At 57.9% G+C, this 17,914-nt stretch carries 16 protein-coding genes and 1 tRNA gene; 6 read left to right on the top strand and 11 right to left on the bottom strand.

Features of this window, described 5'->3' with window-relative positions:
• The first annotated feature begins 11 nt into the window (after positions 1-11).
• A complete protein-coding gene (locus FGL65_RS10305) occupies positions 12-1,037 on the top strand; it encodes an alpha-hydroxy-acid oxidizing protein (RefSeq protein ID WP_147821122.1) in 1,026 nt (341 codons plus the stop codon).
• 55 nt (positions 1,038-1,092) lie between these two features.
• Here the strand turns inward: FGL65_RS10305 and FGL65_RS10300 are convergent, their stop codons facing one another.
• Positions 1,093-2,424, bottom strand: a complete 1,332-nt coding sequence (locus tag FGL65_RS10300) for a GGDEF domain-containing response regulator (protein ID WP_147821121.1) — start codon at positions 2,422-2,424, stop codon at positions 1,093-1,095.
• 334 nt (positions 2,425-2,758) lie between these two features.
• Between FGL65_RS10300 and FGL65_RS10295 the strand changes: the two genes are divergently transcribed.
• Positions 2,759-3,703, top strand: a complete 945-nt coding sequence (locus tag FGL65_RS10295; protein ID WP_147821120.1) for a UDP-glucuronic acid decarboxylase family protein — start codon at positions 2,759-2,761, stop codon at positions 3,701-3,703.
• 26 nt (positions 3,704-3,729) lie between these two features.
• Here the strand turns inward: FGL65_RS10295 and FGL65_RS10290 are convergent, their stop codons facing one another.
• Both FGL65_RS10290 and FGL65_RS10285 read right to left on the bottom strand, forming a co-directional pair.
• Positions 3,730-4,728 (bottom strand): glycosyltransferase family 4 protein, encoded by a 999-nt coding sequence (locus tag FGL65_RS10290; RefSeq protein ID WP_147821119.1) that lies wholly within the window; start codon positions 4,726-4,728, stop codon positions 3,730-3,732.
• Positions 4,729-4,733: 5 nt separating this feature from the next.
• Positions 4,734-5,876: a glycosyltransferase family 4 protein gene (locus FGL65_RS10285; RefSeq protein ID WP_147821118.1), complete on the bottom strand. Its 1,143-nt coding sequence runs from the start codon at positions 5,874-5,876 to the stop codon at positions 4,734-4,736.
• Positions 5,877-5,985: 109 nt separating this feature from the next.
• On the opposite strand from FGL65_RS10285, the gene FGL65_RS10280 reads away from it, so the two are divergent.
• Positions 5,986-6,588 (top strand): phosphatase PAP2 family protein, encoded by a 603-nt coding sequence (locus FGL65_RS10280; protein ID WP_147821117.1) that lies wholly within the window; start codon positions 5,986-5,988, stop codon positions 6,586-6,588.
• Here FGL65_RS10280 and FGL65_RS10275 read toward each other — a convergent pair.
• Together FGL65_RS10275 and FGL65_RS10270 are read right to left on the bottom strand one after the other, a co-directional pair.
• Complete coding sequence (locus FGL65_RS10275) at positions 6,585-7,295, bottom strand: TVP38/TMEM64 family protein (RefSeq protein ID WP_147821116.1); 711 nt, start codon at positions 7,293-7,295, stop codon at positions 6,585-6,587. The two genes, FGL65_RS10280 and FGL65_RS10275, sit on opposite strands and share 4 nt — an antisense overlap.
• A gap of 259 nt (positions 7,296-7,554) precedes the next feature.
• Positions 7,555-8,277: a glycosyltransferase family 2 protein gene (locus FGL65_RS10270; RefSeq protein WP_147821115.1), complete on the bottom strand. Its 723-nt coding sequence runs from the start codon at positions 8,275-8,277 to the stop codon at positions 7,555-7,557.
• A gap of 88 nt (positions 8,278-8,365) precedes the next feature.
• On the opposite strand from FGL65_RS10270, the gene FGL65_RS10265 reads away from it, so the two are divergent.
• The 3 genes from FGL65_RS10265 (at position 8,366) to FGL65_RS10255 (ending at position 10,529) form a co-directional block, all read left to right on the top strand.
• Positions 8,366-8,442 (top strand) — tRNA-Met (locus tag FGL65_RS10265).
• A gap of 198 nt (positions 8,443-8,640) precedes the next feature.
• Positions 8,641-9,987 (top strand): alpha-amylase family glycosyl hydrolase, encoded by a 1,347-nt coding sequence (locus tag FGL65_RS10260; RefSeq protein WP_147821114.1) that lies wholly within the window; start codon positions 8,641-8,643, stop codon positions 9,985-9,987.
• A 104-nt stretch (positions 9,988-10,091) separates the two neighbouring features.
• Complete coding sequence (locus FGL65_RS10255) at positions 10,092-10,529, top strand: hypothetical protein (protein WP_147821113.1); 438 nt, start codon at positions 10,092-10,094, stop codon at positions 10,527-10,529.
• A 49-nt stretch (positions 10,530-10,578) separates the two neighbouring features.
• Here FGL65_RS10255 and FGL65_RS10250 read toward each other — a convergent pair whose 3' ends face one another.
• From FGL65_RS10250 to glmM, 6 genes are all read right to left on the bottom strand, one after another.
• Positions 10,579-11,916: an SH3 domain-containing protein gene (locus tag FGL65_RS10250; protein WP_147821112.1), complete on the bottom strand. Its 1,338-nt coding sequence runs from the start codon at positions 11,914-11,916 to the stop codon at positions 10,579-10,581.
• 7 nt (positions 11,917-11,923) lie between these two features.
• Complete coding sequence (locus FGL65_RS10245) at positions 11,924-12,424, bottom strand: OmpH/Skp family outer membrane protein (protein WP_250645453.1); 501 nt, start codon at positions 12,422-12,424, stop codon at positions 11,924-11,926.
• A 68-nt stretch (positions 12,425-12,492) separates the two neighbouring features.
• The gene (gene priA / locus FGL65_RS10240; RefSeq protein ID WP_147821110.1) at positions 12,493-14,859 is read right to left on the bottom strand and encodes a replication restart helicase PriA; all 2,367 of its coding nucleotides are present in this window, start codon (positions 14,857-14,859) and stop codon (positions 12,493-12,495) included.
• 6 nt (positions 14,860-14,865) lie between these two features.
• Positions 14,866-15,441 carry a hypothetical protein gene (locus FGL65_RS10235; protein WP_147821109.1) on the bottom strand — a complete coding sequence of 192 codons (576 nt, stop codon included), beginning with the start codon at positions 15,439-15,441 and terminating at the stop codon, positions 14,866-14,868.
• 170 nt (positions 15,442-15,611) lie between these two features.
• Positions 15,612-16,496 carry a UTP--glucose-1-phosphate uridylyltransferase GalU gene (gene galU, locus FGL65_RS10230; protein WP_147821108.1) on the bottom strand — a complete coding sequence of 295 codons (885 nt, stop codon included), beginning with the start codon at positions 16,494-16,496 and terminating at the stop codon, positions 15,612-15,614.
• 29 nt (positions 16,497-16,525) lie between these two features.
• A complete protein-coding gene (gene glmM, locus FGL65_RS10225; protein WP_147821107.1) occupies positions 16,526-17,878 on the bottom strand; it encodes a phosphoglucosamine mutase in 1,353 nt (450 codons plus the stop codon).
• Positions 17,879-17,914 lie beyond the last annotated feature (36 nt).

The raw sequence follows: 17,914 nt of genomic DNA, 5'->3' as shown, positions 1-17,914 counted from the left end.
AGGAAAGAATCATGAAGGAAATTCGCGACAACGCACGAAAACTGATGAAGGGATTCTGTCGGGTCTGTCCGGTCTGTGACGGCAAGGCCTGCGCGGGCGAGGTGCCCGGCATGGGCGGCATCAACACCGGCAACGCCTTCAAGAGAAACGTCTCGGCCCTTCGGGAAGTCACTCTGAACATGCGGCTCCTGCACGACGTGACCGACCCCGATCCGTCCTCTAATGTGCTGGGGTTGGACCTGGCCATGCCCGTCATGGCAGCCCCCATCGGCGGCGTCTCCTTCAACATGGGCGGCGGCATGGAGGAACAGGATTACGTGGATGCGATCCTGGGCGGCTGCAAGGACGCGGGCGTCATCGGCTGTACGGGCGACGGAGTACCCGAATTCATTTACAAGAGCGCCTTTGACGGCATTACCAAATTCGAAGGCCACGGCATTCCGTTCATCAAGCCCTGGGAAGGCGGAGAATTCGAGGAGAAACTCGACATGGCCGCCAAGACCGGATGCTCCGTGCTAGGCATGGACATCGACGCGGCGGGACTCATCACCCTGCGCCTCATGGGCCGCCCGGTCTCCCCCAAAAGCCCGGCGCAGCTCAAGGAAGTGGCGGACATGGTTCATGACCGGGGCCTCAAGTTCATTCTCAAGGGCATCATGGATCCCAGAGAGGCTGTCAGGGCCGCTGAGGCCGGAGCGGACGCCATTGTCATCTCCAACCACGGAGGACGAGTCCTGGACCACACCCCGGGCACGGCAGAAGTGCTCACCGACGTAGCCGAGGAGGTCAAGGGCAGCGCCATCATCATGGTGGACGGCGGAGTGCGCGACGGTTTTGACGTGCTCAAGATGGTCGCCCTGGGGGCGGACTGTGTGCTTATCGGCCGCCCCTTCTGCTACGCAGCCATAGGAGGCGGCCGCGACGGCGTGGTCAAGTACCTGGGAACCATCATGGCCCAGCTCAAACAGTCCATGGTGCTCACCGGCTGCAAGGATATCGCCTCCGCCGGACTGCACATTCTCTACGACGCATTCTAAACAAAAAAGGGAAGCCCCCAAGGGCTTCCCTTTTTTCTGAAGATCAAAAAAACAACTACTGTAATATGGACGAATGAAAGGCGAATTTTTCCCGCCCCTTATTCTTGGATGAATACATGGCCGAATCCGCCTTGGCCAGCAGGCTGACAGCATCCTCACCATCTTGTGGGTACAGGCTGATGCCTATGGTGGCCCCCACGGCCATTTCCATATCGTCCACCGCAAAGGGCTTGCCCACGGCATCCAGGATTTCCCGAGCCACGCTGGAAACATTGTCCACGTCCTCCACCCGCTCGAGAAGCACGCCGAACTCGTCACCTCCTATGCGGGCAAAGGTATCGGCGGCGCGCACCCGCTTCTGGCAGCGTTCGGCCACGGCCTGCAGCAGCTTGTCGCCCGCGCTGTGGCCATAGGTATCGTTTACCTTCTTAAATTCGTCGAGATCCACAAACAACACGGCCAGCAACGTTCCATAACGCTTGGCCGACTCCACGGCATGCTCCAGCCTGTCGAAAAAGACATGCCGGTTGGGTACGCCCGTCAGGCTGTCCATGGTGGCCAAATGGCGCAATTCCTGTTCCTGCCGCTTGCGACGGGTGATGTCTTCCACCACCCCTTCCACGATCTCCGTTCCGTCGGCGGCTTCAACAAGCCGGGAACTTTCGGAAAGCCAGACGATTTCGCCGTTGCGTTTGCGGCCCTTGTACTCGTAATTGGAAACATATCCGTCGCGGCGCAAATTGCTCAGATAGCGCTGACGCTGCTCGCCGTCGAACATGATCATGTTCGAGATCCCGGGAATGCCCACCACTTGCCCCACGGACTCGTAACCGAGGATATGCAACAGGGCCGGATTGGCCTCGAGAAAGGTGCCATCAACCGTGCACTGGAATATCCCTTCCACGGCACGCTCGAAAATGCTTCGGTACTTTTCCTCGGCTTCCCGGAGCGCCTGCTGGGCCCGGGTGCGTTCCTCGATTTCCCGCTGCAGCAAGACCTTCTGCTGATGCATCTGCAGAAAAATCTGAACCTTGCTTTTGAGCGTCTGCACATCAACGGGACGAAACAGGTAGTCGACCGCTCCGGAGGCATAGCCCTGCTTGACATTATCCTGGTCCTGAAAAATAGCTGTAATGAATATGATGGGGACATGCCTGCCGTTATCCAGATCCTTGATGGCCAAGGCCGTTTCATAGCCATTGAGTTCGGGCATCTGGATATCCAGAAGAATCAAGGCGAATTGATGGCGTTTGACAAGCTCAATCGCTTCAAGTCCATTCCGGGCCTGATAAACGACGCAATCCTCCTGCGAAATGAGATGATCCATCAAGACCAGATTGGCCTGGGAATCGTCAACAACGAGCACTTTCAATTCAGTGGGCGACATGCGTTCTCCTTGCTCTCCCCATGATATGGCTATCCCTGTTTTCAGGATTGCCATTCATGCCTCCCCTATCAATCTTCCGTACACAGGACAAAACCGAGGTTCGACCGAATTATGGCATGCCCGGGAACACTGAAAGAATATACTGCATATTTTATCGTCAATAAATTCAATCCATAAAAACAACTTTCCACAAATATTTCCACCAAAGAAACAGAACATTGTCCCCATAGCTGCTAAATTCACAGCATGGTATGCATTAAAATGCGAAACACGCATCAACAACAACGCCATCAACCTGTTGACGCATAATGCAGCTTGCTGCATAACCAAGCGTATGAAAACCAAGACTATTCTCGTCACCGGCGGCGGCGGATTCCTGGGATCGCATCTCTGTGACCGTCTGCTCGCAAGGGGAGACGAAGTGCTGTGCGTGGACAATTTCTTTACCGGGAACAAGGCAAACATCTATCATCTGCATGACAACCCCAGGTTCGAAATACTGCGGCATGACGTCACCTTCCCGCTCTATGTGGAAGCGGATGAAATATTCAACCTGGCCTGTCCGGCGTCCCCCATCCACTACCAGTTCGACCCGGTGCAGACCACCAAGACCTCGGTCCATGGAGCCATCAACATGCTCGGCCTGGCCAAACGGGTGAAGGCCAAAATCCTGCAGGCATCCACCTCGGAGGTCTATGGAGACCCCGAAGTCCACCCCCAGGTCGAAACGTACTGGGGCAACGTGAACCCCATCGGCCCAAGGGCCTGCTATGATGAGGGGAAACGCTGCGCGGAAACCCTGTTCTTCGACTACCACCGCCAGCACAAGCTGCGCATCAAAGTGGCGCGGATATTCAACACATATGGGCCGCGAATGGCCATGAACGACGGCCGTGTGGTATCCAACTTCATTATCCAGGCGCTCCGGGGCGAGGACATCACGGTCTATGGAAAAGGCGAACAGACAAGAAGCTTCTGCTATGTGGACGATCTGGTGGAAGGCCTTATGCGGCTCATGGACACCGCCGACGACTTCACCGGCCCCATGAACCTTGGAAACCCCAATGAATTCACCATATTGGAACTGGCTGAAACCGTCATTCGGCTGATCGGTTCAAAGTCGAAGATCGTCTTCAAGCCCCTGCCGGAAAATGACCCCATGCAGCGGCAGCCGAATATCTCCACGGCAAAGTCCGTTATCGGCTGGGAGCCCAAGGTGCAACTGGAAGAGGGCCTGGGAAAAACCATCCCCTACTTCCGCAAATTGCTCAACCAATAAAAAAGGCCGCTCAAGAGGGCGGCCTTTTAAACATCCAGAACTTCCCATAATAGCTCCGCAATCGACGCGACATCATACCTGGAACATAATTTTTCCCGGCCCGCCTCGCCGATCCGCCCCCGCAGGGAGGGATCGTCAACAAGATGCATAACGTATTTCTCCCATTCATTGGGATCATCCACCAGAAAACCGTCAATGCCATGGTCGATGATTTCACGACAGACGCCCACGGACGAAACCACAGGCGGCATGGCGCAGGACATGAATTGCAGCAATGTAAGCCCGCAATCACCCTGTGAATGTTCATCTCCAGGCAACGGCAACAATCCTATGTCCATGCCGTGCAGCTGCCCCACCGCCCGCGCAGGCTCCCGTTTTTCCCAGAAGACATATTCCTGGCATGGTCCGGCATAGGGCTGGTCGGAAACAACCTGAAACTGAATAAGACCTCCAAGGCTCTGCAGCCGTCCCAAAACCGCACGCACGTTGTCCATGGCTGCCGCTGAACCGACCCACCCCACATGCAGCGGTCGTGACGCATCAGTGGCCAGCCTGGGCAGATAAACGTCCGTATCCACCCCCGTTGGGAGGACGCTGACCTGCCTGCTGAACTCGTCGGCCTTCCTGGCCAGAAAAATATTGCCGGCAATGCAGATATCCGCCATCGAGCACTGCCGCCCAAAGCGCTCCGCCCTTTTCGCGGCCCGCTGCATGCCACCGGGCCTGTCCAGCTCCGAAGCAGGAAGCGTCCAGACGGCGCAGTCGAAATCATAGGCCAGCACAGGATACTTTTTTCGAAGGCATGCCAATTCCCGACCGGCCAGCAACTCCCGGTGCAAGACGCAGATGTCCGCCATGGGAAGAAATCGGAAAAAGGCCAAACGGTTCATGAAATTGTCGGGAATCACCACCCGCCGCACGTTCAGTCCCCGCTTCTCCCCAAATGAGACAAGTGGGTCCACACGAAATCGAAGGCTTTGGGAGGACGTATCCGAAGAGGTGAGGAAAAGAATGGAACGCGCCATTTGCCCTACTCTGCCTGCACGCTTTTCAGGCGGTCCTCGATAAGGACGAGATAGGGCTCCAGTCCCGAATCGATTTCATCGGGCCAGACAAACGGCTCAGGGGCCGACTCCTGGGCTGCGTTTTTGATATGGGCGACAATGGCCTCCACATCCCCGGGGTCGGGAAACACCCAGCGTTCCGGTAAAAAATAGGCGCTGCCGTTCATGCCGCTGGAAAGCACCTTGCAGCCACAGGCCAGGGCTTCGAGCACGGCGTTGGAGCAGGCATCGAAAAAGGAGGCCAGGATAAAGATATCACCGGTGCGATAAAAGGACGGCATATCGTCCACCTTGCCCAGAAAACGGACACGGTCGGCGACGCCCAGCTTCCTGGCCAAAGCCAGGAAGGCCTTGGGATTTCTCCCGCCGGCCACATGCAGTTTGAACCGGGGAGGCAAAGACGCCAGCGCAAAGAGCAGCGGGCGGATGCCCTTGAGCATGAAATTGGTGCCCGCAGTGGTGATGAGAATATCATCCGGCTCCAGCCCCGCCTGCGCGCGAAGGCGCTGCCGTTCCCCAGCGTCGGGTGGGGAAAAACGTTCCAGATCGGGCTTGTTGTAAATGACCCGAACGGCTTCAGGACTCAGTTCCGGATACTGCCGCACAATGAGGTCACGCACGAAATGGGAGACGGCCACCACCAGAGGCTTCTGCTCCATACGCAGGGCATCTATACGGGCGATGGCGTTGGAGGCCGGGGAAATCTTCCTGCGGAAGGCCTTGAAGAAGCGGGAAAAACCTTTGGGCCAGGCGCGGAGGGAAAGAGAATTGAACGTTCGGATGGGGCAGCCGCCGATGCGCAGGATATCCTGTTGTACGGTATTGCCCAGGCCGAACACCAGGTCGTACCCGTTTTTGCGGCAGATCCTGTCCGAGGCCCAGGCGAACCAGAGCACCTTCAAGACACGCGTGCCCCCGTACCGGCCCACGACCACGGGACGAACACCGGCAGGCGGCTCCACCTCACAGCGGGCACAGACAAAATCCACATCATACCCGGCCTCGGCAAGCGCACCGGCAAGACGCCAAGCAAACCCTTCGGCGCCCCCGTAACGGCTCAGGCGCGGCATGACCAGGGCGATGCGGGCTTTCCTCTCAGTTTCATTCATAAAAATACCTGATAACCGTTTGAATCATTTTTCAATCTTTATCAAGTCCGCAAGCATTGCCCGGTGGGGAAAAGCACTGTATGAGACGAAAAAACGCAATGGAGAAATTATGTTTTTCAAGACACCGGCACTCGACGCCTATCTGCTGAGCCTCATCAACCAGCAATGGAAAAACCCGTTTTTCGATGCACTGATGCCGGTGCTCTCCAACCCGTTCATTCTCTATGCCCTACTGGTTCCGCTGCTTGTCTGGACATGGCGCAAGCTGGGCAAACGTCAGATCATTCTTGTGCTGGTCCTGCTGGCTGGAGTCGGCATTGCCGACCTCGGGACCAATGTGGTCAAGAAAACCATCCACCGAGTCCGGCCGCTTAACGCCCTGCCCCTGGTCCATTACCAGGAAGACGGGCACTGGGCCCAGCGCCCCGCAGACTTCGTTCCCACCAAGGAACGCGGAACATCCTATCCCTCGGCCCATGCGGCCAACACCATGTGCATAGCCCTGCTGGCCATGATCTTCTGGCCCGGCCTGAAAAAATGGCCGCTCCTGCTGCCGCTTCTGGTGGGCTATTCCCGCGTCTATCTGGGAAAACACTACCCTCTGGATGTTGCCGCGGGATGGCTCTTCGGCGTTGCCGCCGCAGCCATATCCTGGCTGCTCTGGACCTATGTGGTGGAACCGCTGCTACCTTCCCCTGGGAAAAGGGATTAATCGCCCTCGACCACGCCGGAAGCTTCCTTGCGGTAACGGCGGTAGGTCAACATCCCCAGCCAGCCCGCAGCCACGAACAACACGACGCTGCCGCCCACGGACAGGACAACCCCTGTCCCGGATTCCGCATTGAGGCCGCCGCCGAACAGGGCGAAGACGACATTCTGGGGGATATACCCGATGGTCGATCCGAGCACGAAGGGAAGCAGCGAAATGCTGCTCATGCCAGCGGCCAGATTGGTAATAAGATTGCTTCCCAGGGGAAAAAGCCGGATGGCCAGCGCCATGTTGAACGGCTGGCTGCGCAGGAATGCATCTATCTTCTCGGCTCGCTTGCCAAAACGGCGGGAAATCATTTCACGACCGAACAGGCGCGCGTATCCGGCCGCCAGCCAGCACCCCAGCCCACATCCCACCGAGGACAGGATGGAACCGTTCACCACACCGAAGGCATATCCGCCCAGAAAGGCCAGAAGCTGACGGGGAAGCCCAAGGGCGGAGAGAAGCGCAACCACCCCGACATAGATAAGGATGGACATGGGGCCGGACCCCAGGACATGTTCATCGAACCACTTGGTGTTCCTGAGCATGTCGTCGAGCCCGAAGTGGCGCGCAGCGTAAACGGCCGCACCGAGCACGGCCAGCATGAGCAATCCCTTGAAAACGGACTTGAAACCTTTCCGGCTGATATCGCCGTTGTTATTCATTCTGCTCTGTTCCGAAAATAGGTTATCATGATGATGACGGCAAAAAACTGCCCGGCAGCGAAGACGGGATCCCGCTGAAGGACTCCATAGGCCAATCCGGCGCAGGCTCCCGTCCAAAAGCAGACCGTCCAGCCCCGCCGTATTTCGGGCGTGTCTCCGCCCCGCCTGCGGGCAATCCCCCAGGCGGCAAATGCGGCCCCCTGCCCCAGCGTCGCAAGCGCAAGCAGCCACCAGAACCGGGGAAAAGCCATGGCAGGCCTTATTTCCTTTCCTTGACCGAATAGGAAACGTGGCGCGCCATGAGCCAGCGCACGCCGATCAGGTCGTAAAGACTCTGCTTGGCCCGCTGCCAGTTGCCGTACTTGGAAACCCCGGCATGGCGCTCCCGGTGATTGACGACCACCTCGTTGATGACCGCTCCCTGCATCTTCATGAGGATGGGGAAAAACCGGTGCATGTTCTTAAAACGGGGAATGTTCACGAGCATGTCCCGGCGCATGACCTTGAGGGAACAACCCGTGTCATGAATACCGTCGTCCGTGAACCAGTTGCGCACCGTGTTGCCCACCTTGGAAGCAATACGCTTCCAGAAGGTGTCCCTGCGCTTGGCGCGCCAGCCGACCACCATGTCGCAGCCGTTGCCGAAGGCGTCCAGCATGGCCGGTATGTCTGCGGGATCATTCTGCAGGTCTGCGTCCATGGTCACGATGATGTCAGACTGCGCGGCATCGAATCCCGCACAAAAGGCAACGGACTGCCCCCGGTTTTCGGCAAAGGCCACATAGCGCACTTCAGAGTGCTGCGCGGCCAGCTTGCGGATGACCTCCAGACTGTTGTCCGAACTGCAGTCATCGACGAAAACGGCTTCCCACGGTCGCCCGGTGGAATCGGCCGCAGTCTTGGCCTGGGAAAAGAGTATTTCGAGGTTTTCCTGTTCATTGTAGACGGGAAAAACCATGGAGAACTTGCTGGTGTTTGTCATAGGTGGATAGGGATACGGAATTTTGGAAAACTTGTAAATAGAGGTTGACACCCAGCGGCAAACCACATAGAAACTCCTTCTCACGTGACGCGGGGTGGAGCAGTATGGTAGCTCGTCGGGCTCATAACCCGAAGGTCGTAGGTTCAAATCCTGCCCCCGCTACCACAGTCATCACAAGGCTCGAAGAAATATTTCTTCGAGCCTTTTCTTTTCCCCTTCTCCGCTCAACAGGAACACGGACGTTCCGCAAATTATAACGGCTCACCTCCCCCACAACTCTGGCAGCCCCATACTCACCATGCTATATGGAGCCTGTTATCAAAAAAACACCGGCTTCGAATATTTCCACCAAGGAGGTGCGCCATGGGCGTCATGCTGCAGTGCTTCTACTGGAACTGTCCCAAAGAGGAACAACGGGAATACCAATGGTGGCGGGAAATTGAAAACCATGTACCAAATTTGGCCCAGACCGGATTCACCCACCTCTGGCTCCCGCCCGCCAGCAAATCCGCCAACTTGTTCGGCCCGTCCATGGGCTATGACCCTTATGATTTCTACGACCTCGGCGACTTCAACCAAAAGGGATCGGAAGCCACGTGGTTCGGCCGACGCAAGGAACTGGAGAGCCTCATACAAAAGGCCCACACCCACGGCCTGCAAACACTGGCGGATCTCGTCATCAACCACTGCAACGGTGCGGACGCACAGGAAACCAACCCCATTGACGGGAAACAGCGTTGGACCCTGTTCAACCCAAAAAGCGGAAAATTCAAACGCACGACCGACCATTTTCATCCATGCCGCTATGAAACCTATGACGACATGACCTTTTCGGACATGCCCGACCTGAGCCATCGGCATCCGGATGTCTTCCGCGAAATCCTCGCCTTCTGCCGATTCCTTGTCGAAGACATCGGATTCGACGGTTTCCGCTATGACTTCGTGAAGGGCTACGGTTCTTGGATCATTCCGGCCATACAGGAATACCGCTACCAGCGAAAAGAGCGGGAAATCCGTCCCTATGGCGTTGCCGAGCACTGGAGTTCGGAACGCGAAATCGTCGACTGGCTGCACGAGGTCAACAACTGGAACGACAATGAGATCGATGCATTCGACTTTCCCCTGCGCTACAAGCTCAAGCGGATGTGCGACGAATACGGCTTTGACATGCGGGAATTGCTGGATTCGGCCTGCCTCATGCGCTCCCGCCCCTGGAATGCGGTCACCTTCGTGGACAACCACGATTTCCGAGGCGGTGACGGCGGAGACGAAATCGTCAGCGGCAAGCTCATGGCCTATGCGGTCATCCTCACCCATGAAGGCATGCCGTGCGTATACTGGAAAGATTACTTCACCTACGGGCTGGCCCGACCGGACAGACCCAACGGTATCGCCGCCCTTGTCGCGGCCCACGAACAATACGCCGGCGGCCAAACGAGAACACTGTGGGCGGACCGGGATTTTTATGCAATGGAACGCCTGGGGCATGAAACACAGCCCGGGCTGATCCTGGCAATGAACAACAACGGCGGAAAATGGCGCGGCGCCCGTGTTCATGCGAGCCGACCCGGCGCCTGCTACGAACCGAAGGCATGGTGGAGCGAGGGGGATATCGGCAAACCAAACGTTCAACATGCCGACGGATTCGGACACGTGGAAATATACGCACCTCCAAGAGGATATGTGGTCTATGCGCCGTGTAGGGAGTGAGGGCATTGAAGGGGCATATACCTTTTCTTGCACAAAAACCTAAAGTCCTCTTGGCAGGCTGTCGATAAAAGGGAGGAACCAGTACTAAAAACGAGGTAGGCCTCATGGCGGACGTCTTTCATGCAACCGGCTTCAAACGGGCCTTGGATCTGTTCGAAAACAACAGATTGGAGGAAGGAAAAATTCTCCTGAAAAGCCTGCAGGAAGAATTTCTCGCGGTCTGCGAGGAAAACCAGATCCTCAAGGAGCAGCTCAACGAGGTGGCGGAAGTGCTCGACCTGGCCGAACGGGTCGAATACGACGGCCAGAAGTATTGGCTGGCCGAGGAAGACGAACGCAAAGGGCCCTTTTGCCAGCTTTGCTATGACCGCGAAGGCCTGCTCGTACACCTGCAGCCCCATGGCAGCCATTGGGAATGCCAGAGCTGCAACAGCATCTTCATGGCGCCCAAAACAGACCTGAAGGCCGCCTTCAAGGAGCCGTCCGTCAAACCGGAGCGCAAAAGGACCATTCCCTTGTTTCTGGAGCGGGAGATAGGATAACCCTCCCGGCGAGATAACCAAAAGTAAAGCGGCCCCGAGGGGCCGCTTTTTATTTCATGTATTTCGTTCCGAAAAGGGCCGTCTTCCGCGCCCAAAATTCCAACTGTTCCTTATCATCATATCGGGCGACCACAAAGGCGAGGTCCTCCAGGTCCATGCCCGGCAGATACAGGTCCACCTGCACCTGCTTGCCGCTTCGGCGGTGTTCCTTCCACAGGGTATTGGTGAAATCCTCCAGCAATGCCGCCTTGGGCAGGGTCTTCACATCCACGAACACCTTCAGGAAAATGACGTCCTCGCCCTGACGGCTGGTCTGGGATTCCTCCAGAATCTTGAAACTGATGCCGTGCCTGTTCTGGTCCGCCTTGGGATCCGGCCTCCTGGAAGAGGCAAAGGGATCCGGCTTGATGACGATTTTCTTGGGCGTCGAAGTTTTTTGCGGAGCCGTTGTTTCCTTGCTTACGATTTTGGAAGATGCCTGGGCGGGAGTGTCCCCCTGCTCCAGTTGCCGCTTGAACACATAGCCAAGGGCCTTGTGTTCTCCACGCACGGTCTCGTCGGCGTCAAAGACCGCATACCAGCCATCCTTGAGCATATCGAGCTTGACCGTATCCCCGGGGTTCAGGGTCCGGACATAGTGCGCAGACGAGGAGCGCTCCTTTCGCACCTGCACCGTATTCTTGATGGTCACCACCTCCCCCCACGGGGCGGGAGAAACGGCTTCAGTGTTTGCGGTCTCTTCCGGGGTCTCAACCTCGGGTTTGACTTCGGGCGCGGGTGCGACTGAACTGCGGACCTCGCCGACACCGCTTTGCGCAGGAGTCGTGATGGGTTCGGCGGCGGGAGCGGCTTCCACCGTAGCCACGGGAGCTGGTTCAAGATAGTCGCTCTTCACATACCCGATGGCGTTGCTCTTGCTGCGAATGGAGGCCCTGCTTTCGAAAACCGCATACCAACCGTCCTCCGGGAAATCGACCTTCACATTGGTACGTGGCGTCACCGATCCCACCTTGTCCGAGCCGGGAGACCGTTTGGCGCGAATGTTCAGCACGGTCACCGGATGCATGATTTCGCCCCAGGGCTCAATCTTGACCTTGCCCCGCGTCTTCTTCAGATACTTCACATTGGCATAACCCGCGATGCGCACATCGGATTCCCGGGTCATGTACGGTTCGAAAACCGCCACCCAGCCATCCTTGAGATAGGCCACCCGGACTTCCTGCCCCACCTGGAGGGTTCCGACCCATTTGGTCTTGGGACTGCGTCCGGTCCGCAGGTTGAGAGGCCTGTCCGGATACCGGATATCGCCAAACTCGGCGGCCATGGCAACCGAAGCGGACAAAAACACGAAAAGGGTCAGGACCAGTATCTTATGAATGTGTTTCATCGGCATCCTACATCTCCTCGTTCAGGGCCTTGATAACCCGGTCGGTCAGATCCACTTCCGGGGAAATGTAGCCGATGGAATCGGGGTCGGTCAGGATGAGCGTGAAGCCGTCCTGGGCTGCCAGCCGTCGCAGGATCTTGTCGGCCTTGCGCATGATGAATTGAATGAGCAGGCTCTCCTCGGAGCGTATGTCCTGGTTGCTCTGCTTGATCAGCCGTTCATGGCGGCCATAGAGCACCTCAAGCTGATTCTCGCGGACCTTCTGGTCGGTAACGGACAAACCGCCCTTGCCGATTTCGGCCTTGATACCGTCGATCTTCGCCCCGCTCTTGCGGATGCGCTGATCCTTGATCCTGCCGAGCTTGGCCAGGTCTTCCTGAGCCACCTTGCCGATACGCGATTCATTGACAACACGCTGGGGATTGATAAATCCCACCCGGGCAAAGGCCTGGGGCGCCAGCAGGGCCAAAAGGCACATTGCACTGACAACTATCTTTATTTGCTTCATATTCCTTTCCATTTTCATGACAGGGATGGCACAATGTAGCCGCTTCGGACTTCTGTGTCGAGCATGTGCTAGAGCATGCTTAAGGGGTCGAGATCCAGATTCATGCGTATCTTGCGAGGCGCGGGATTACGCTTCTCTATAAAGGAATACAGCTCTCTGATCCCCTGCCACTGGGAAGACTTGAGCAGACAACTGAACCGTCTGCGCCCCCGCAACATGGCCAGGGGAGCCGGAGCGGGGCCGAGAGCGGTGACTCCGAGCTGTACGGCCTTGCGACGCACAAGACTTCCCAGTTCCATCATGGCGGCCTGCCCGCCTTCCCAGTCGCCCGGGAAACTGATGCGCACCAAGCCGAGCTTGCTGAACGGCGGATAACCGAACTTTCTGCGGCGCTCGATCTCCTGGTTGAAAAAAGTTAGGTAATCACCGGAAAGCACCTGCATCCAGATTTCGTGCCCGGGGTTACGGGTCTGGATGAGCACCCTGCCCTTGCGCCCGCCTCTCCCCGCGCGCCCGGCAACCTGCACCAGCAACTGGAAGGTTCGCTCGGAGGCGCGGTAGTCGGGCAGGTTCAGCCCCAGGTCGCCATCGGCAACCACCACCAATGTCACGTCGGGGAAATGGTGTCCCTTGGAAAGCATCTGGGTGCCCACCAGCACCTGGGCCTCCTTCTTGCGGAAGGATTCCAGAATCTCCTCCATGCGCTCCTGGCGGCGGGTGGAGTCGCGATCCATGCGCAGGACCTTGGTGCCTTCGGGCAAGATGGCCTGAAGCTGTTCCTCCAACCGTTCGGTACCTTCGCCCATGGGAATGAAATTGCCGCCGCCGCACTTGGCGCAGAGCAAGGGATAGGCATGACTCAGGCCGCAATAGTGGCAGATAACCCGCTCGCGCCCCTTGTGAAAGGTCATGCCGACCTCGCATTCCGGGCAACGAACCACGGTGCCGCAATCCACGCAGTACATTAGCGGCGCATAGCCCCGACGGTTGAGCATGACGATGACCTGTTCGCCCCGGCCCACGGTCTCCTGGATGGCCTCAATGCTCCGCGGCGCAAACGGTTGTTCCCGGTCGACCGTTTCGCTGATGTCCACCAGTTCGACGTCCGGCAGCTCGCTCTCCCCCACCCGCTGGGCCAGCGTGGAAACGGGAACGGCCCCGGAACGCGCGGCGTGAAAGGTCTTCACATCCGGCGTGGCCGACCCCAGCACCAGCAAGCCATTGGCCTGCTGCACCCGAAACCAGGCGACCTCCTTGGCCTGGTAGGCAAGGCGTTCCTCCTGCTTGTAGGATTCGTCGTGCTCCTCATCGAGAATGATCAGGCCCAAATTCTTCACGGGCAGGAACAGGGAGGACCGGGTGCCCACCACCAAACTCGGCTCCAGGTCGGAAGCGACCTCCAGAAAGGTTGTCTCCCGCTTTTTCGGGCTCTGATAGCCGTGATAAAATCTGACGTTCCTGCCGGGGAACGCCCGTGCGGCCGCCTTGGCCAGCTGGCAGGCCAGGGCAACTTCCGGGGCCAGCAGCAGCGCGGAACGTCCGGCTTCGAGACATTTGGCGATCAGATTGAGATAAAGATAGGTCTTGCCGCTGCCCGTGACGCCGTGCACCAGATGAGAGGCGGGCCTGCCCTCTTGGAGAGCGGCCTCAAGGGAGGCAAAGGCCAGTTCCTGTTCTCCGGTAAAATCGAAATCCAGGGCTGCGGAAGGTTCGCAGTCAACGGGCTCGTCCACCTGGGCCAGCATGTCGGCGGAAAGTTCGCCGATGGTCACCAGCCCGGATCCTTCCAGACGCTGGGCAATATCCGAGGACCAATCGCCCAGGACGCATTTGAGGGAAAAAAGACTCTGCGGCCCGTTATCCAGCAGATGCTCCAGCAACCGCAACTGCCGCTTGGCATTGGGACGAACCGGCCAGGGCGGATCCACGGCAAGGGTGACGAACCGTTCCTCAGCCTCTTTCCGGGGATTGAGGCGCACACGCATCTTGCCAGCCAGCCATGCCTCCATGAGCACCCGCTTGTCCTGTTCCGGCATGGAGGCCAGGAGCGAAGGCTTGATGGATGCCGGAAACGGACTTGTCCGGGGATCGCGCTCCAGGGTATAAGTCACCGCCGCCGAACGAAGCCCCCGCGGTAGAAGGGTTTCCAGGATGCGCCCGTCCGGCACCATCTGGCGTGTGGCCAGGTTACGCACCATTTCCATGTAGCCGGGCCCCAGAACGGGAGCGGTCTCCAAGGGCCAAAGCACAGGCCGGACCTCAACACCCTCGGGAGCGCTGTCCGCAGCCTGAGCCAAAACGCCCACACGATTGCCGCGCCCCAGAGGAACAATCACCCGTGTTCCCGGCTCGAGAGCTGGGAAATACTCGGGATATCCGTATGTCAGGGTCTGATACGGAGGAGAAAGAAGCGTGACCTGCCAGTAACGGCTCATGACAAATTATCGACCGGGAGCAATGGAATTGAAGGATGTGCGGAGACGCTGGAAAACAGGAGGCAAGGCACCACAATTCCCGTCCGAATATTCGCTGTTCACCTTCTCGGGAGAATATAGCCCGGCATCACCGGCCTGGTTGATCTCGTCCCACTGTATGGAAAAACGAACCCCGGGCTGCTCCCCTACTGCCAGAATCCCCTTTCCGGGAAACTCGAACCCCTTGCGGGTGGCGTAGTCCTGAAAAGAGAACTGAATCGGAACACCCTGATTGTAAAAACGCAACAACAGCAATGCCTTGGTTTCATTATTCAGGCGCACCTGAGCACTGTTAGCATCCTCGGGCTCCGCACCCAAAATAAAACAGGGAGCTTCCTCGCAAAAAGAAAAAGCCGCCGTGGCGTTGTCCACGCCCAGCTGCCTCCATATCCCGACAGGATCCGGCGTCTGCCAGTAAAGCATAATAGGCAGCGGAGCAGCACCGCCTGGGCAGGCGGCCAGGACCTTGGGCCCGACACCCACGGAAACGGCCGTGGCGTTGCTGTCGGCAGCAGTCCACTGCTGCCGCCACTTTCGTCCCATGAACCAATACCGAACCGAAAGCCCGGGTACATCGTCAAAGGAAAGCGTGGCCTTCCAGGACTTGAGCCCCCGGTACGCAGCCTGAACATTGGCGTCCAGCTCTCCCTGTTCAGGAACAAAGGCTCCTGCCGGGACGCTTGTTCCCAGCAGGAGCAGAATAAGCAAGAAAACTATTTTTTGTTGAGATCGGTGCACGGCAGCAGCTCCATGAGGCGTTTAACCAAGTCGTCGTGCAATTCCTCATCGTGCAGGGCAAAATAGATGTTGGCGGTCAGGTATTCCACCCAGTCGCCGGCATCGAAACGCTGGCCCTGCAATTTCACGGCAATGAGCTTGTCCTGGTCGGCAAGGCCCTGCAGGGCGTCGGTGAGCTGGATTTCTCCGCCTACCCCGGGCTCCTGATTTTCGAGGATGTCGAAAATCTCGGGAAGAAGCACATACCGCCCCGTAATGGCCAGGGTCGAAGGAGCTTCCTCGGGCTTGGGTTTTTCCACCAGATTCCTGACCCGGAAAAGATTGGGCGCGAATTCCTCGCCCTGGATGATGCCGTAGCGGTTGACCTTCTCACGAGGCACGTCAATGACCCCGACCACGGCCTTGCCCTCGGTGCGGGCGGCATCCAGAAGCTCGATGATTCCAGCGTTCATGCCGAACATGAGATCGTCGCCGAGCATGACCGCAAAAGGTTCGTTCTTGCAGACTTCCTTGGCACAGAGCACGGCATGCCCCAGGCCAAGCTGCTCCTTCTGGCGCACGGAAATCATGTTGCACATATCCGCGACCTGGCGAACTTCCTTGAGCAGCTGCATCTTCCCCCCGCGCTCCAGCAATTGTTCAAGCAGAAAGCTGCGGTCGAAATGATCCTCGATGATCTTCTTGTTCTGGTTGGTGACGAAAACCACATCCTGCAGACCGGCCCCGATGGCTTCCTCCACAATGTACTGAACAATGGGCTTCTTGTAGATGGGAAGCATCTCCTTGGGGATGTTCTTGGTGGCAGGCAATGAACGGGTTCCCCAACCGGCGACGGGAATAACGGCTTTCCTGATGTCCATGAATCCTCCTTGCGTGCGGATGACGGCGATTAACGAAGATGCTTTTCGAGAGTGCCCACGAGATCGTCCACGTACTGCTCGACCTTGGCCTGATCGGGGCCTTCAACCATGACCCGGGCCACGGCCTCGGTTCCCGAATAGCGAAGCAGCACACGTCCCTTTCCTGCAAGCTCCTTTTCAACCTTGGCAACAGCTTCCATGACCTTGGGAGCCTGCTCAAAGGGGATCTTGCGCTCCACATGCACATTCTTGAGAACCTGCGGAAACGGCTGAAGCAGATTCGAAAGCGCGGACATGGGCTGTTTTTTCTCGCACATTATACGCAATAATTGCAGTGCGGCAAGCAAACCGTCGCCTGTTGTGCTGTGATCCATATAAATGAGATGGCCGGACTGTTCCCCGCCAAGCGTAGCGCCCTCGCGCCGCATGGCCTCCACCACGTAGCGGTCGCCCACCGGGGCGCGCAACAGCGTGCCGCCCTTTTCCTTCATGAACAATTCCAGAGCCATGTTGCTCATGACCGTGGAAACGAGCATGCCCTTGGGCAGGGTACCCTTTTCCATCATTTCCAGAGCGGAAATGGCCATGATCTGGTCGCCGTCCAGCACATGTCCCTTTTCATCGCAAACAATGAGCCGGTCCGCGTCGCCGTCCAAGGCCAGCCCTACATCCGCGCCCACTTCGCGCACCTTGCGGGAAATGACCTCCGGATACAGGGAGCCGCACTGGCGGTTGATGTTCTGGCCGTCCGGGTCCATGCCGACCTTGACCACCGTGGCTCCGAGCTCCTCGAAGACATAGGGAGCCACGCCGTAGGCAGCGCCGTTGGCGCAGTCCAGCACGATCTTCATGCCGTCCAGGGTCAGAGTCTGGGAAAAGCTGTTCTTGAGATAGACGATATACCGGCCGCGCGCATCGTTGATGCGGTGCGCCCTGCCGATCCGCTCGGGATCCGGGTAGTCCCAATCGGAATGCCCGGACATGACAAGATCAGCGATCTCGTCCTCAACCTCGTCCGGGAGCTTGAATCCGTTGCTGTCGAAAAACTTGATGCCGTTATCCATGAACGGATTATGGGAGGCGGAAATGACCACCCCGAGATCGGCCCGCATGTTGCGGGTCAGGAAGGAAATGGCGGGTGTGGGCATGGGACCCACCAGAAAAACGTCCATGCCGTTGGCGCAAAAGCCCGAGGTAAGAGCGGTTTCGAAGACATAACCGGAAAGCCGGGTATCCTTGCCGATCACAACGCGGTGCCGCTTGTTGCCGTTTCGAAAGTACTGGCCTGCGGCCAAACCGAGGCGCAGGGCGATTTCCGGGGTCATGGGGAATATATTGACCTGGCCGCGAAGGCCGTCGGTTCCAAAAAGTCTCTGATTCATTCTCTACTCCAAAAGCGAGGCGCGGCCCTGAAGCCG

It is taken from the genome of Salidesulfovibrio onnuriiensis (genome assembly GCF_008001235.1).
GTDB lineage: Bacteria > Desulfobacterota > Desulfovibrionia > Desulfovibrionales > Desulfovibrionaceae > Pseudodesulfovibrio > Pseudodesulfovibrio onnuriiensis.
The sequence above is the reverse complement of the archived record's forward strand: the minus strand, read 5'-3'. Positions and strand labels throughout refer to the sequence as shown.